Source organism: Lentzea albidocapillata subsp. violacea (genome assembly GCF_900100275.1).
GTDB lineage: Bacteria > Actinomycetota > Actinomycetes > Mycobacteriales > Pseudonocardiaceae > Lentzea > Lentzea violacea.
Map to the genome: position 1 here is coordinate 50,440 of NZ_FNET01000016.1, position 13,587 is coordinate 64,026.

General features: G+C 69.3%; 11 protein-coding genes. 8 read left to right on the plus strand and 3 right to left on the minus strand.

Annotated features, from left to right (window positions below; all coding sequences use genetic code 11):
* The first annotated feature begins 4 nt into the window (after positions 1 to 4).
* From BLR21_RS29705 to BLR21_RS29740, 8 genes are all read left to right on the plus strand, one after another.
* Positions 5 to 802 (plus strand): TIGR02569 family protein, encoded by a 798-nt coding sequence (locus BLR21_RS29705; protein WP_090011104.1) that lies wholly within the window; start codon positions 5 to 7, stop codon positions 800 to 802.
* Positions 803 to 907: 105 nt separating this feature from the next.
* Positions 908 to 2,827: a molybdopterin oxidoreductase family protein gene (locus BLR21_RS29710; protein ID WP_090011106.1), complete on the plus strand. Its 1,920-nt coding sequence runs from the start codon at positions 908 to 910 to the stop codon at positions 2,825 to 2,827.
* A complete protein-coding gene (locus tag BLR21_RS29715; RefSeq protein ID WP_090011107.1) occupies positions 2,824 to 4,269 on the plus strand; it encodes an FAD-dependent oxidoreductase in 1,446 nt (481 codons plus the stop codon). The genes BLR21_RS29710 and BLR21_RS29715 overlap by 4 nt, the downstream gene beginning before the upstream one ends.
* A 99-nt stretch (positions 4,270 to 4,368) precedes the next feature.
* Entirely contained in the window at positions 4,369 to 5,670 is a 1,302-nt protein-coding gene (locus BLR21_RS29720; RefSeq protein WP_090011109.1) for an MFS transporter, read from the plus strand.
* 112 nt (positions 5,671 to 5,782) lie between these two features.
* Positions 5,783 to 8,239, plus strand: a complete 2,457-nt coding sequence (gene nirB / locus BLR21_RS29725; protein ID WP_090011111.1) for a nitrite reductase large subunit NirB — start codon at positions 5,783 to 5,785, stop codon at positions 8,237 to 8,239.
* Positions 8,236 to 8,547, plus strand: coding sequence for a nitrite reductase small subunit NirD (gene nirD, locus BLR21_RS29730; RefSeq protein ID WP_090011113.1), 312 nt, complete (start codon positions 8,236 to 8,238; stop codon positions 8,545 to 8,547). The genes nirB and nirD overlap by 4 nt, the downstream gene beginning before the upstream one ends.
* A complete protein-coding gene (locus BLR21_RS29735) occupies positions 8,544 to 9,635 on the plus strand; it encodes a uroporphyrinogen-III synthase (protein WP_090011115.1) in 1,092 nt (363 codons plus the stop codon). Before nirD ends, BLR21_RS29735 begins: the two co-directional genes overlap by 4 nt.
* Positions 9,632 to 10,279, plus strand: coding sequence for a sirohydrochlorin chelatase (locus BLR21_RS29740; protein WP_090011117.1), 648 nt, complete (start codon positions 9,632 to 9,634; stop codon positions 10,277 to 10,279). The genes BLR21_RS29735 and BLR21_RS29740 overlap by 4 nt, the downstream gene beginning before the upstream one ends.
* 525 nt (positions 10,280 to 10,804) lie before the next feature.
* On the opposite strand, the gene BLR21_RS29745 is transcribed toward BLR21_RS29740, so the two are convergent.
* The 3 genes from BLR21_RS29745 to BLR21_RS29755 are packed head-to-tail and all read right to left on the minus strand — an operon-like array spanning position 10,805 to position 13,459.
* A complete protein-coding gene (locus tag BLR21_RS29745) occupies positions 10,805 to 11,128 on the minus strand; it encodes an MGMT family protein (protein WP_090011119.1) in 324 nt (107 codons plus the stop codon).
* 13 nt (positions 11,129 to 11,141) lie between these two features.
* Positions 11,142 to 12,131 carry an alpha/beta hydrolase gene (locus tag BLR21_RS29750; protein ID WP_090011121.1) on the minus strand — a complete coding sequence of 330 codons (990 nt, stop codon included), beginning with the start codon at positions 12,129 to 12,131 and terminating at the stop codon, positions 11,142 to 11,144.
* Positions 12,132 to 12,148: 17 nt separating this feature from the next.
* Positions 12,149 to 13,459 (minus strand): cytochrome P450, encoded by a 1,311-nt coding sequence (locus BLR21_RS29755; RefSeq protein ID WP_090011123.1) that lies wholly within the window; start codon positions 13,457 to 13,459, stop codon positions 12,149 to 12,151.
* Positions 13,460 to 13,587: the final 128 nt, after the last annotated feature.

Consider the following 13,587-nt stretch of genomic DNA (forward strand, 5'->3'; position numbering starts at 1 on the left):
GACCGTGACCCGCTCCCCCGAACCGCCCCCAGCGCACGTGCGTGCGGCGTTCGGGGCACGCGACGCCGAGCCGGAGCTGATCGACGGCGGTCCCGCCTGGCGTTGCGGTGACGCCACGATCAGACCGTCTCCCCGGCCCGCCGAGGCCACCTGGATCGCCAAGACCCTCGACGGCCTCGACGTCCACCACCTGCGCATCGGCCGGCCGCTGCGGTCCACCGACGGCCGGTACGTCGTCGGCGGCTGGTCGGCCACCAAGTTCCTGGCAGGCCGGGCCGAGGCGCGGCACGACGAGGTCATCGCCGTCGCGCAGCGCCTGCACCAGGCCACCGCCGAACTGCCCAAGCCGCGGTTCCTGGACGCGCGCACGGACGTGTTCGCCGTCGCCGACCGCAAGGCGTGGGGCGAGGAGGACGTGCCGCTCGAGGCCGGCCTCGGCGGCAGGCTGTTCGACCTGCTCAAGGAAGCGCAGAAGCCGATCAACCTGAAGCCGCAGGTCGTGCACGGTGACCTGTTCGGCAACGTGCTGTTCGCGGGCAACGCGCCGCCGGCCGTCATCGACTTCACCGCCTACTGGCGCCCCGCCGAGTGGGCCGCCGCCGTGGTCGCGGTGGACGCCGTCGCGTGGGGCGGCGCGGACTCCGGGCTGTTCCACCGGTGGAGTCACCAGGCCGAGTGGGAGCAGGCGCTGGTGCGCGCGACGTTGTTCCGGCTGGCTGTGCACGCGCTGCACCCGTTGTCAACGTCACAGTCCTTTGCGGGCTTGGAACGTGCTGCTCACCAGGTCACCGCACTGCTCTGAGCGGGTCATTTTCCACGTCGGAAACATTTCGGCGCGCGGCGTTAACGGGGGCTTCTTAGCGTCAGCGGCGTGACCCATTGCCCCTACTGCGCGCTGCAGTGCTCCATGAGCGTCATCGACGGCCAGGTGACACCTGGTCCCGGTGGGCTGTGCCAGAAGGGCTGGACGGCAGGGGAGCTGCTGCGCCATCCCGGCCGGCTCACCACGCCTCTCCTGCACGGCCGGCCGGTGTCGTGGGACGAGGCACTGGACTTCGTGGCCGCGCGGATCACCTCCTACGAACCCGACGAGGTCGCCGTGTTCGGCGGCGGCGGGTTGACGAACGAGAAGGCCTACGCGCTCGGCAAGTTCGCGCGCGTCGCGTTGAGGACCTCGCAGATCGACTACAACGGCCGGTTCTGCATGTCGTCGGCCGCCGCCGCGGGCAACAGGGCGTTCGGGCTGGACCGCGGGTTGCCGTTCCCCATGGCGGACCTGCGCGGCGCCGACACCGTGCTGCTGGCGGGCTCGAACCCGGCCGAGACGATGCCGCCGTTCCTGCGGCACCTCGAAGGCGCGCGGCTGATCGTCATCGACCCGCGGCGCACGCCGACCGCCGAGCGCGCGACGTTGCACCTGCAGCCCGCGCCGGGCACGGACCTGGCGCTGGCGCTGGGGTTGCTGCACACGGCCGTCATCGAGGGCGTGATCGACAAGGAGTACATCTCCTCGCGGACCTCTGGTTTCGACGACGCGTGGCGGGTGGCGGCGGGGTGGTGGCCCGAGCGGGCCGAACGCGTCACGGGTGTGTCCGCCGCCGACCAGCGCGCTGCCGTGCACATGCTGGCCGGGCGGTCGTACGTGCTGACCGGGCGCGGCACCGAGCAGCACGCGTCCGGCACGGACAACGTCTCGGCGTGGATCAACCTGGCGCTGGCGCTGGGTCTGCCCGGTCGCGCCGGTTCGGGGTACGGCTGCCTGACCGGGCAGGGCAACGGCCAGGGCGGCCGCGAGCACGGGCAGAAGGCCGACCAGCTGCCGGGGTACCGCAAGATCGACGATCCCGTTGCGCGGCAGCACATCATGGACGTCTGGGGCGTCGACTGGCTGCCCGGTCCGGGGCGCAGCGCGTACGAGCTGCTGGTCGCCGACGACATCAGGGCGATGCTGGTGTTCGGCAGCAATCCGGTGGTGTCGGCGCCGCGGGCGTCCGGTGTCGTCGACCGGTTCAAAGCGCTGGACCTGTTGGTGGTGGCGGACTTCGTGATGTCGGAGACCGCCGCGATGGCCGACGTCGTGTTCCCGGTGACGCAGTGGGCCGAGGAAGACGGCACGATGACCAACCTCGAAGGCCGGATCATCAGGCGCCGCAAGGCACTCGACCCACCCGCCGGGGTGCGCAGCGACCTGGAGTTGTTGCAGGGCCTCGCCTCGCGGCTCGGTGTCGGCGAGAAGTTCCCGGTGGCGCCGGTCGAGGTCTTCGAGGAGTTGCGACGGGCGTCCGCCGGCGGTCTGTCGGACTACTCCGGCATCACCTACGAGCGGCTGGAGTCCGAGCAGCTGCACTGGCCGGTGCCGTCGGTGGATCATCCCGGCACACCAAGGCTCTTCCTCGACCGGTTCGCGCATCCCGACGGCCTGGCGCGGTTCATCCCGGTCGACCACCGCGGCCCCGCCGAGCCGCCGGACGAGGAGTTCCCGTTGCAGGCCACCACCGGGCGCGTCCTGCAGCACTACCAGTCAGGAGCGCAGACGCGGCGGATCGGCGAGCTGATGAAGGCCGTCCCCGAGATGTACGTCGAAGTCCACCCGGACACGGCTGCGCGGGCCGGCCTCGCTTCCGGCGAGTCCGCACACGTCGTGTCCAGACGGGGAACGGTGACGGCGGTCGTGCGGTGCGTGCCGAGCATGCGCGCCGACGCGGTGTTCCTGCCGTTCCACTTCCCCGGTGACGGGCGGGCGAACCTGCTCACCAACCCCGCGCTCGATCCCACGAGCCGGATGCCCGAGTTCAAGGTATGCGCGGTTCGATTGGAGCGGGCATGAGACGAGTCGTGATCGTCGGGTACGGCATGGCGGGGGCGCGGCTGGCGGACGAACTCCGGCGGCGCGATCAGGACATCTCCATCACCGTCGTGGGTGCGGAACCGCACGCCGCGTACAACCGCGTGCTCTTGTCGACGGTGGTGGCGGGCACGATGACGCCGGAGTCGACGCGGCTGCACGACGAGAAGTGGGCGGAGGAGCACCGCGTCGATCTGCGGCTGGGCTGGGAAGTCCTGGAGGTCGACCGCACCGCGCGCACCGTGGTGGTCGGCAGGGCCGGTGGTGATCCGGCGCCGGCCATTCCCTACGACGCCCTCGTCCTCGCCACCGGCAGCGTCCCCTGGGTGCCACCGGCCGAAGGCCTCACCGAGGACGGCAGGTTCGCCCCCGGCGTCGTCGCCTTCCGCACCCTCGACGACTGCGCCCAGATCGAGGCCAAGGCCGGCAAGGGCATGCCCGTCGCCGTCCTCGGCGGTGGACTGCTCGGCATCGAGGCCGCCCGCGGCCTGGCCGGACGCGGCTGCCTGGTCACGGTCGTGCACCCCGTCGGCCACCTCATGGAACGTCAGCTCGACCCCGGTGCCGGTGGCGTGCTCGCGCGCACGCTCGGCAAGCTCGGCATCGAGTTCCGCCTGAACTCCATGGCCACCAAGTACCTGCCCGGCGACGGCCTGATCCTCGACGACGGCACGCACGTCCCCGCCGAGCTCGTCGTGGTCTCCGCCGGTGTGCGCGCCGAGACGTCGCTGGCGGTGCGGGCAGGCCTGACCGTCGACCGCGGCATCGTCGTGGACGACGCGTTGCGCACCAGCGACCCGCGCATCCACGCGATCGGTGACTGCGCCCAGCACCCCGGCACGGTGTCGGGCCTGGTGCAGCCCGCGTGGGACCAGGCCGCCGTGCTCGCGGACCGCCTGACCGGCACGGACCCGTCCGCTCGCTACCGGGGCACTTCCGTTGTCACGCGGCTGAAAGCGCGCGACGTCGACCTCGCGGCGCTGGGTGAGGTGCACACCGATGTGGACTGTCCGGACTCGGAAGTCCTGTGTTTCCAGGAACCTTCGCGCGGCCGGTACGCCAAGCTCGTGCTGCGCGACGACCGGGTGACGGGCGCGATCGTGCTCGGCGCGCCGGATGCGGCGGCCACGATCACCCAGCTCTACGACCGCGGCATCCCCGCGCCGACCGACCGCCTGGCCTTGCTGCTGGGACGTGCGCTGCCCGCCGAGGCCGCGTCGCCAGCCGATTTACCGTCCAGCGCGGTGATCTGCCGGTGCAACACCGTCTCCAAGGGACAGATCGTGTCGGCCTGGCGTGCGGGCGCGGAGTCGTTGCCGCAGCTCGCGGAGGCGACCCGCGCGACCACGGGCTGTGGTGGCTGCAAGGACGCGGTGTGCGGGTTGCTCGACTGGCTCGGAGCCTCACAGCCCGCTCCTGCCTGATGTGCGGCGGAGTTGCCTCCGTCGTCACCGCCCAGAACGCCTCGGTAATGCGCGGTTCGTAGTTTTCCGGGCAACGCCGACCCCGCGGAGGACTTCAAGATGAGCTGGATCGACCACTGGGAGCCGGAGAAGCCCGAGTTCTGGGAGAACAAGGGCAAGCGGATCGCCCGCAAGAACCTCGTGTTCTCCATCCTCGCGGAGAACCTCGGGTTCAGCGTCTGGGTGCTGATGAGCATCGTCGTCGTGAGCCTCGGCTCCGTCGGCTTCGACTTCAGCGTCGGCCAGCAGTTCTGGCTGCTGATCGTGCCGAACCTGGTGGGCGCCGCGCTGCGGGTGCCGTACACGTTCGCGGTGCCGCGCTTCGGTGGCCGGGTGTGGACGACGATCAGCGCCGGGTTGCTGCTCATCCCGTGCACGATGCTCGCCTACGCGGTGTCGACGCCGGGCACGCCCTACTGGTTCTTCCTGCTGACCTCGGCCGCGATGGGCCTCGGTGGCGGCAACTTCTCGTCGTCGATGGCGAACATCTCGTTCTTCTACCCCGAGGGCAAGAAGGGCCTGGCGCTCGGCCTGAACGCGGCCGGCGGCAACCTCGGTGTCGCGATCACGCAGCTCCTCGTGCCGATCGTGATCACCGTCGGCACCGGGATCCACCTCGCCTACGCGGCGCTGATCTGGATGCCGTTCATCGTTCTCGCCACGGCCTGCGCGTGGTTCTTCATGGACAGCCTCACCCAGGCGAAGCCGGACGGGCAGTCGTACCGGCTCGCGATGCAGAACCGGCACACCTGGGTGATGTCGTTCCTCTACATCGGCACCTTCGGGTCGTTCATCGGGTTCTCGTTCGCGTTCCCGTCGCTCATCAAGATCAGTTTCGTGGACTACAGGGGCTGGGTGGCGCTCGCGTTCCTCGGAGCGCTGATCGGCTCGGTGGCCCGCCCGTTCGGTGGCTGGCTCGCGGACCGGATCGGGGGCGCGAAGGTGACGCTGGGAACGTTCGTCGGGCTCGCCATCGGCTCCGTCGGCGTGATCGTCAGTGTCGACTCGCGGAACTTCGCGCTGTTCTTCGGCTCGTTCATCGCGCTGTTCGTGCTGGCGGGCGTGGGCAACGGCTCGACCTACCGGATGATCCCGGCGATCTTCCGCACCCAGTCGGACGACGACAAGTCCGCGAAGCGCCAGGCCGCCGCCGTCGTCGGCATCGCGGGTGCGATCGGCGCCGCCGGTGGTGTGCTGGTGAACCTCGTCTTCAAGTTCTCGCTGGAGGGCTCGAAGACCCTGACGCCCGCGCTGACCGCGTTCCTGGTCTTCTACGGGCTCTGCGTCGGCACCACGTGGTGGTTCTACCTGCGGCGCAACGTGTTCGCGGCGCGTCCGTCGCTCGCCTACGCGGGCGTGTGACGCACACCTCGCTGATCTGCGGAGAGAGTTTCCTTTAACACCCGCGAAATACCGCGGACCTTGGGATGACACGCCGTCCGGTGAGCATACCGGGCGGAAGGAGGAATGCCCGATGACCCAGACTTTGGTCGTAGTTGGCAACGGCATGGTCGGCCACCGGCTCGTCGAGATCCTTCGTGACTCGTCCTGGCGGATCGTGGTGTTCGGTGAGGAGTCCCGTCCCGCCTACGACCGCGTCGCGCTGTCGTCCTATGTGGACAACTGGAACTTCGCGGACCTGGAGCTGCCCACACTGGGCGGCTGCGAGCTCCGGCTCGGCGAGAAGGCCGTGTCCGTGGACCGCGCCCGCAAGGTCGTCGTGGGCGCCTCGGGTGTCGAGGTCTCCTACGACGCCCTGGTGCTGGCCACCGGCTCGGTGCCGTTCGTGCCGCCGGTGCCCGGTCGTGACCTGCCCGGTTGCCACGTCTACCGCACGGTCGACGACCTGGACGAGATCCGGGCGACGGTGGAGGAGGCTTCGCGCCCAGGGCGGCGTTCCGGCATGGTGCTCGGCGGTGGTCTGCTCGGCCTGGAGGCCGCCAACGCGTTGCGCGGCATGGGAGTCTCGCCGCACGTCGTGGAGCTGGCGCCGCGGCTGATGCCGATCCAGGTGGACGACGGTGGTGCCGGGCTGTTGAAGCGCCTGGTCGAGAAGCTCGACCTGACCGTGCACACCGGCACGTCCGCCTCCTCCATCGAACGCGACGGTTCGCGGTTGATCGCGAAGCTGGCCAGCGGACTCGAGCTCGACCTGGACGTCGTGGTGTTCAGCGCCGGCATCCGGCCGCGCACCGACCTCGACCTGGGGCTGGAGCTGGGGCCGCGCGGTGGTTATCTGGTCGACGCGGCCTGCCGGACCGCCGACCCGCACGTGTTCGCGATCGGCGAGTGTGCCGCCGTCGAGGGGGTCACGTACGGGCTGGTGGCTCCCGGTTACTCGATGGCCGAGGTGGTCGCCGACCAGCTTTCCGGTGGTGCGCGGGTGTTCCCCGGCGCCGACGTGTCCACGAAGCTGAAGCTGCTCGGGGTGGACGTGGCGTCGTTCGGCGACGCGCACGCCCAGACCGAGGGCGCGCTCGAAGTCGTAGTCAACAACGCCGTCGCGGGCACCTACAGCAAGCTCGTGGTGTCGGACGACGCCCGCATCCTGCTGGGTGGCGTGCTCGTCGGTGACGCCTCGTCGTACCTGTCGCTGCGGCCGTTGGTGGGCAAGGAGGTTCCGGCCGCGTTGCTGCAGCCGGGCGGCGCCGTGGACGTGGAGATGCCTGCCGACGCGCAGGTCTGCTCCTGTCTCGCGGTCACGAAGCAGACGATCACCGACGCGATCCAGTCCGGCGTGGCGTGCGACGTGGCGGAGCTGAAGGCGTGCACCAAGGCCGGTACGGGCTGCGGCTCGTGCGTGCCGATGCTGAAGAAGCTGCTGACCGAATGCGGTGTCGAGCAGTCCAAGGCGTTGTGCGAACACTTCACGTACTCCCGCGCGGAGCTGTTCGAGATCATCCGCGCGACGCGCGTGGCGACGTTCTCCGCGTTGATCGAGAAGCACGGCACCGGACGTGGTTGCGACATCTGCAAGCCCGCGGTGGCCTCGATCCTGGCGTCGCTGGGCAACGGGCACATCCTGGGCGAGACGCAGGTCTCGTTGCAGGACACCAACGACAGGTTCCTGGCGAACCTGCAGCGCAACGGCACCTACTCGGTCGTGCCACGCATCCCCGGCGGTGAGATCACGCCGGAGAAGCTGATCGTCATCGGTGAGGTGGCCCGCGACTACGGCCTGTACACGAAGATCACCGGCGGCCAGCGCATCGACCTGTTCGGCGCGACCGTCGACCAGCTGCCGGAGATCTGGCGCCGGTTGGTCGACGCGGGCTTCGAGTCAGGGCACGCGTACGGCAAGTCGTTGCGCACGGTGAAGTCCTGCGTCGGCACGACCTGGTGCCGTTACGGCGTGCAGGACTCCGTCGGCCTCGCCATCGAGCTGGAGCTGCGCTACCGGGGCCTGCGGTCGCCGCACAAGCTCAAGTCGGCCGTCTCCGGCTGTGCCCGTGAGTGCGCCGAGGCGCGCGGCAAGGACTTCGGCGTGATCGCGACGGAGAACGGCTGGAACCTCTACGTCGGCGGCAACGGCGGCTTCACGCCCCGTCACGCCGACCTGCTGGTGTCCGATGTGGACACTGAGGAACTGATCCGGGTGATCGACAGGTTCCTGATGTTCTACATCCGCACGGCCGATCGTCTGCAGCGCACCTCGGCGTGGCTGGAGGCGCTCGACGGCGGGCTCGACCACCTGCGCGAGGTCGTCGTCGACGACAAGCTCGGCATCTGCGCCGAACTGGAGACCGCGATGGAGTCGCACGTCTCCGACTACGCCGACGAATGGCGTGGAGTGCTGGAGGACCCGGAGAAGCTGGCGCGGTTCACGTCGTTCGTGAACGCGCCGGGCGTCCCCGATCCCACGATCTCGTTCCGCGCTGAACGCGGTCAGCGCGTCCCCGTCTCCCTGGGCATCCCGGAGGTCGTCAGATGATCGTCTGTGACTTTGACGTGTTGCGGCCGGAACAGGGCGTCGCCGCGCTGCGGCCCGACGGCTCGCAGGTGGCGGTGTTCCTGACCGCGGAAGGCTCGGTGCACGCGCTCGACAACATCGACCCGTTCAGCGGCGCCGCGGTGCTGTCGCGCGGCATCGTGGGCGACCGAGGCGGCGTTCCCGTCGTGGTGTCCCCGGTCTACAAGCAGGCGTTCGAGCTGGCGACCGGCAAGTGCCTGGACGAACCTTCCGTCTCCGTTGCGGTGCATCAGGTGCGCGTGCGTGACGGAGTTGTGGAGCTGACATGACGGGTCCGCTGGCGGGCTTCACGATCGGTGTCACCGCGGCCCGCCGGGCCGACGAGCTCATCGCGATGCTGGAACGCAAGGGCGCCTCGGTGCTGCACGGTCCGGCGTTGCGGATCGTGCCGCTGCCCGACGACGCGACCCTGCACGCCGCGACGCTGGAGCTGGTGTCGTCGCCCGTGGACGTCGTCGTCGCGACCACCGCGATCGGCTTTCGCGGGTGGTTCGAGGCCGCCGAGGGATGGGGACTCGCCGGGCGTCTGCACCGGGCACTGGAAGGCGCCGTGGTCCTGCCACGCGGCCCGAAGGCCAAGGGCGCGGTCCGCGCGGCCGGCCTGGTCGAGGCCTGGTCGCCTTCGTCCGAGTCGAACGCCGAGCTGCTGCAGTACCTGCTGCGGATGGGCGTGTCGGGCAAGCGAATCGCCGTTCAGCTGCACGGCGAGCCGTTGCCGGACTTCGTGAACACGCTGGAGGCCGCCGGGGCTCTCGTCGTCGAGATTCCGGTCTACCGGTGGGAGCCGCCGGCTGATCTGGCGCCGTTGCAGCGGTTGATCGACGCTGTCCTGGCCGGGCAGGTGGACGCTTTGACGTTCACCTCGGCGCCGGCGGCTTCGTCTGTTCTGCGCACTGCTCCGGATTTTGGGGCTTTGGTCTCTTGCTTGCGGCGGGATGTTCTTGTTGTTGGCGTTGGCGCGATCACCGCGGGGCCGTTGGTGGCCGCCGGGATTCCCGTCGTGCAGCCTGCCCGGTCGCGGATCGGGTCGATGGTGCGCGAGTTGGCGCTGGAGTTGCCTTCGCGGGCGTTGCGGTTGCGGATCGCCTCTCGTGACATGGAGATGCGTGCGCAGGCCGTGGTGATCGACGGTGAGCTGCGGCCTGTCGCGCCTGCTCCGATGGCGGTGTTGCGGACCCTGGTGGCCGCTCGTGGCCGGGTGGTGTCGCGTCAGGACCTGTTGGCTGCCTTGCCTTCTGGCGGGGAAGAGCATGCCGTCGAGACGGCGATCGGGCGGTTGCGGACCGCTCTGGGGTCGCCGCAGATGGTGTGCACGGTCGTGAAGCGTGGGTATCGGCTAGCGATGGAGCCTGCATGAAACTGGTGTTGGCGTTCCACGGGACGCGTGATCCGCGTGGGGCTGCGGTGTGTTCGGAGATCGCCGCTGCTGTTCAGGAGTCGGTGGATCTGCCCGTCTCGGTCGCGTATGCCGATGTCCGGCAGCCGGACGTTCGGTCTGTTGTGGATGGTCCTTGTGTTGTGGTGCCGGTGTTCCTGGCTGCCGGGTATCACGTTCGGGTGGACATTCCCGCGCAGATCGGGCCTCGGGCTGATGTGGTCCTGACGTCGCCGGTGGGGTTGGACGCGGTGCCGGCGGTGCGGGATCGGTTGCGGGAGGCAGGTTTCCGCCGCGGCGACGCAGTTGTGCTCGCCGCGGCGGGTTCTTCTGATGCTCGGGCGTTGGCCACTGTTCGGCAGGCTGCGGCGTTGCTTGGGGCGGCTGGGGTTGGGTATGTGGCTACCGCTTCGCCTCGTGTGGGTGAGGTGGTGGCTGGGTTGCGTGGGGTTGGGCGTCGGGTGGCTGTTGCTTCCTGGTTGTTGGCGCCTGGGGTGTTTCATGGGTCGCTTGCGGATTGTGGGGCGGATGTCGTGGCTGAGCCTGTTGGGGCTCATCCGTTGGTGGTGGATGTGGTGTTGCGGAAGTATTTTGAGGCTCGGGCTGTGTTGTTGAGATCTGCGTGACGTGGGTCGGGTTGCGGGCGGGTGGTTCCTGTTCCAGCGGAGTTGGTCGCGTTCCAGACGTTCAGTCACCTTGCGAGGGTGGTCCATCAGGTCGTGACGAAGTGCGGGGTTGCGATTGGGGCTTGACCTTGAGCCTCTGGCGGGATGCTTAGACGGCCGGAAAAGGCCGGGCTGAAAAGCGCCCGGCCGTGCCCGTGAGGGGAGCATCCCGCCCACTCAAGGTAAAGCCCCAATCGCCATGAGCGGGGTGCACCGCCACCCAGCCCGCGAGGTACACACGGCTCGCTTCGCATCGCCACGCCAGGACTCGTACGTGGTTGCCTTGCGTTCGCGGGTGTCTGGTGGCACCGCGCGGGTCGGGTTGCGGTGGCTGGCGCCGGTTCCAGCGGAGGGGTCGCCTGGCGTGCGGGCGGTTGCCTTGCGGGGGTGGGCGCGTTGCGTGCGGGCGGTTGCCTTGCGAGGGCGGGCGCGTCCTTGCGGGCGGTCAGCTGGCGCGTGCCGGGTGGCGGTCGCGGTTGGTGGCCGTTACCAGAGGCCCGGTACCTCGTCGGCCTCCTTGCGGGCGTCCTCCCAGCGGTACTCCCGCAGGTTCACCTTGCCGTCGAGGTTCGGCACGCCCTCCTCGTGCAGCATCTGGAGTTGGGTGTCGCGGAGGTGCGGCGCGCAGGTGCCGTCGGCCTTGAGGACCCGCTGCCACGGCAGGTCGTTGCCGTCCTCGTTGAGGATGCGGCCGACCAGCCGGGGCGACGGGGCCTTGGCGAGATCTGCGATGTCGCCGTAGGTGGCGACTCGTCCGCGTGGGATGGCCTTGATGAAGTCGCGGACTCGCTCGTGGATCTCTTCGTCCATGCGTCGAGTCTAGCTAGATGCCCTTGGACCACTGGGCCACGGCGGCGTGGTAGTCGGGGGCGTTCGGGGCGTAGTTGATGGAGTGGCCGTAGCCGTTGAGGACGTAGGTGTCGAGGCGTGGGGCCGCTGGGTAGAACGGGGCCTCGTCTGCCTTGAGGGCGGCGGGGGAGGAGCAGTCGCTGCCCATCAGCGGGATGCCGGAGCTGCAGAAGTGGGTGTCGTTGCCGACGACGATGAGGACCGGGACGTTGATCCTGCGTGAGATCGGGATGACGACCGTGTTGAGGAGGATGGTGTCCACGGCCTCGGTCACGGCGAAGACGTCCTTGGTGGCCTCGTCGAACGAGATCGCGCCTGGGATCAGTGGGCCCGGTTTGTGGAACGAGTTGTAGCGGGTGTCCGGCATCGTGGTGAGGTAGCCGAGGTCCAGGCTCGCCGGGATCATGTTGGCGAGGACGGGGACGACGGTCACGTAGTTCATCTTGTGCGTGAAGCCGGTGACCAGGACGCCGTCAACGTCTCGGTGGGTGCCTGCCTCGATCATCGCCATCGCGGAGCCGATGGAGTGGCCCGCGACGATCACCTTGGTGAAGCGGGGTTTCAGGGTCGTGATGACCTGGTGGACCGCGCTGGCCTGGGTCGAGGCCGTGATCAGGACGCTCAGCGGCTTGGAGCTCCTGCCGGTGCCCAGGCGGTCCAGTGCGAGGGTGGCGAAGCCCGCCTTGTTCTGGGCCTGGGTGAACGAGTGGGTCGACGGTTCGAAGCCGACGTCCCAGTACGTCCGGTCGTAGGTGCCGCCCGGGATCAGGACCTGCACCGTCTTCGCGCCCGTGGGGACGCACAGCCTGCCTGCCATGGTCTCCTGTGTGGTGACCAGCGGGGTCAGGCCGATGCGCACCGGGTAGGCGACGTCCTGGCAGGACGTGGCGGCGGAGGCCGGCGGCGGGGCTAACAGGGTTCCGGTGGCGAGCAGCGCGATGGCGCACAGCCGGCGGAAACGCATGGGGGAACTACCTCCAACTAGTTGCGGGGGACGGCCTTCATGAGCAGGCCGTTCGGGTACGGCGCGGACGTGAATCTCACGCGCGCCGGACGGGTGGGGACGAGGCGCCACTTCGCCGCGATGGTCGCGAGCGTGACGACGATCTCGGTCTGGGCGAAGGTGTTGCCGAGGCACTGGCGGTTGCCGCCGCCGAACGGGATGAACGCGCCGCGCGGCAGGCCGGCGGTGAACTCGGGCGTCCAGCGGCCGGGCCAGAAACGTTCCGGTGACGGGAAGTAGCGCTCGTCGTGGTGCAGTGCGTGGGGGCTGACGATCACCTCGGCGCCGGCGGGCAGTGCGACGTCGCCCAGCTGGACCTCGGTGAGCGTCCGGCGCATCACGAACCAGATCGGGTACTTCCGCAGCGTTTCCTGCACGATCTGGGCCGTGTAGGTCAGCGACGCCACGTCGGCGAACGTCACCGGGCGGTCGCCCACGACCGAGTCGACCTCGGCGTGCAGCCGGCGTTCGATCTCCGGGTCGTTGCCTGCCTCGTAGAGCGCCCAGGCCAGCGCGATCGCTGTGGTCTCGATGCCCGCGGTGAGCAGGGTCAGGACCTCGTCGTAGGTCTGCTGGTTCGTCATGCCGACGCCGTCCTCCTGCGCTAGCAGCAGCATCGACAGGACGTCGCCGTTGTCGGTGCCGTCCGCGCGCCAGCTCTCGATCACCTGCAGCACAACGGCTTTCATGCGTGCGATGGCCGCGTCGAACTCCCGGTTGCCCGGCAGCGGGAGCTTCTCCACGAACGACGGGGACAGCGCGCGGATCATGCCCTGCTGGATGACCGTGAAGATGGACCGGCGGACCTCCTCGACCGCGCGTTTGCCGATCTCCGTCGAGAAGAGCGTCTCGCCGACGATGGTGACCGCGAGCTCCTGCATGTCGTCCTCGATGACACGGACCTCGCCGGGGCGCCACCGCGCAGCCAGCGCAGCAGCCGCACGAGCCATCGTCGAGGCATAGGCTTCGATCCGTTCCCGATGGAAAGCCGGTTGCATCATCCGGCGCTGGCGCAGGTGGTACTCGCCGTTCGACAGCAGCAGCCCCGTGCCCAGGTACGGCTGGAACTTGTCGAACATGGCGCCCTTGCGGAACTTCGATCCCTGCGACACAAGCACTTCGTGGGTCAGCGAAGGACTCGTGACGAAGTGCGCGTGCAGCGGGCCGAGGTCGAGACGCACGACGTCGCCGTGTTCGTGCAGCGCGTCGGTGAACTTGGCGCGTTGCCTGAGCATTGACGGGGTGTGCCCCAGCAACGGCCAGCGGTGGGGAGCCACCGGGACGGGCATTCGGGCTCCTGAGGAGTTCGGCCGAATGGGAATGGACCACCCTAGGAGCCGTTTGGGGGAAGACGACAGTGCCTGAACGGGTGGTTCGGCGTCACTCTGATGGTGCAGTGCGACCGGTGCCCGGGTGA

What these genes read in the sequence shown, in the direction of transcription:
- BLR21_RS29710 (WP_090011106.1), top strand. Translation starts at nt 908, where the DNA reads ATGAGCGTCATCGACGGCCAGGTGACACCTGGTCCCGGTGGGCTGTGC.
- BLR21_RS29715 (WP_090011107.1), top strand. Translation starts at nt 2,824, where the DNA reads ATGAGACGAGTCGTGATCGTCGGGTACGGCATGGCGGGGGCGCGGCTG.
- BLR21_RS29720 (WP_090011109.1), top strand. Translation starts at nt 4,369, where the DNA reads ATGAGCTGGATCGACCACTGGGAGCCGGAGAAGCCCGAGTTCTGGGAG.
- nirB (WP_090011111.1), top strand. Translation starts at nt 5,783, where the DNA reads ATGACCCAGACTTTGGTCGTAGTTGGCAACGGCATGGTCGGCCACCGG.
- nirD (WP_090011113.1), top strand. Translation starts at nt 8,236, where the DNA reads ATGATCGTCTGTGACTTTGACGTGTTGCGGCCGGAACAGGGCGTCGCC.
- BLR21_RS29735 (WP_090011115.1), top strand. Translation starts at nt 8,544, where the DNA reads ATGACGGGTCCGCTGGCGGGCTTCACGATCGGTGTCACCGCGGCCCGC.
- BLR21_RS29740 (WP_090011117.1), top strand. Translation starts at nt 9,632, where the DNA reads ATGAAACTGGTGTTGGCGTTCCACGGGACGCGTGATCCGCGTGGGGCT.
- BLR21_RS29745 (WP_090011119.1), bottom strand. Translation starts at nt 11,128, where the DNA reads ATGGACGAAGAGATCCACGAGCGAGTCCGCGACTTCATCAAGGCCATC.
- BLR21_RS29750 (WP_090011121.1), bottom strand. Translation starts at nt 12,131, where the DNA reads ATGCGTTTCCGCCGGCTGTGCGCCATCGCGCTGCTCGCCACCGGAACC.
- BLR21_RS29755 (WP_090011123.1), bottom strand. Translation starts at nt 13,459, where the DNA reads ATGCCCGTCCCGGTGGCTCCCCACCGCTGGCCGTTGCTGGGGCACACC.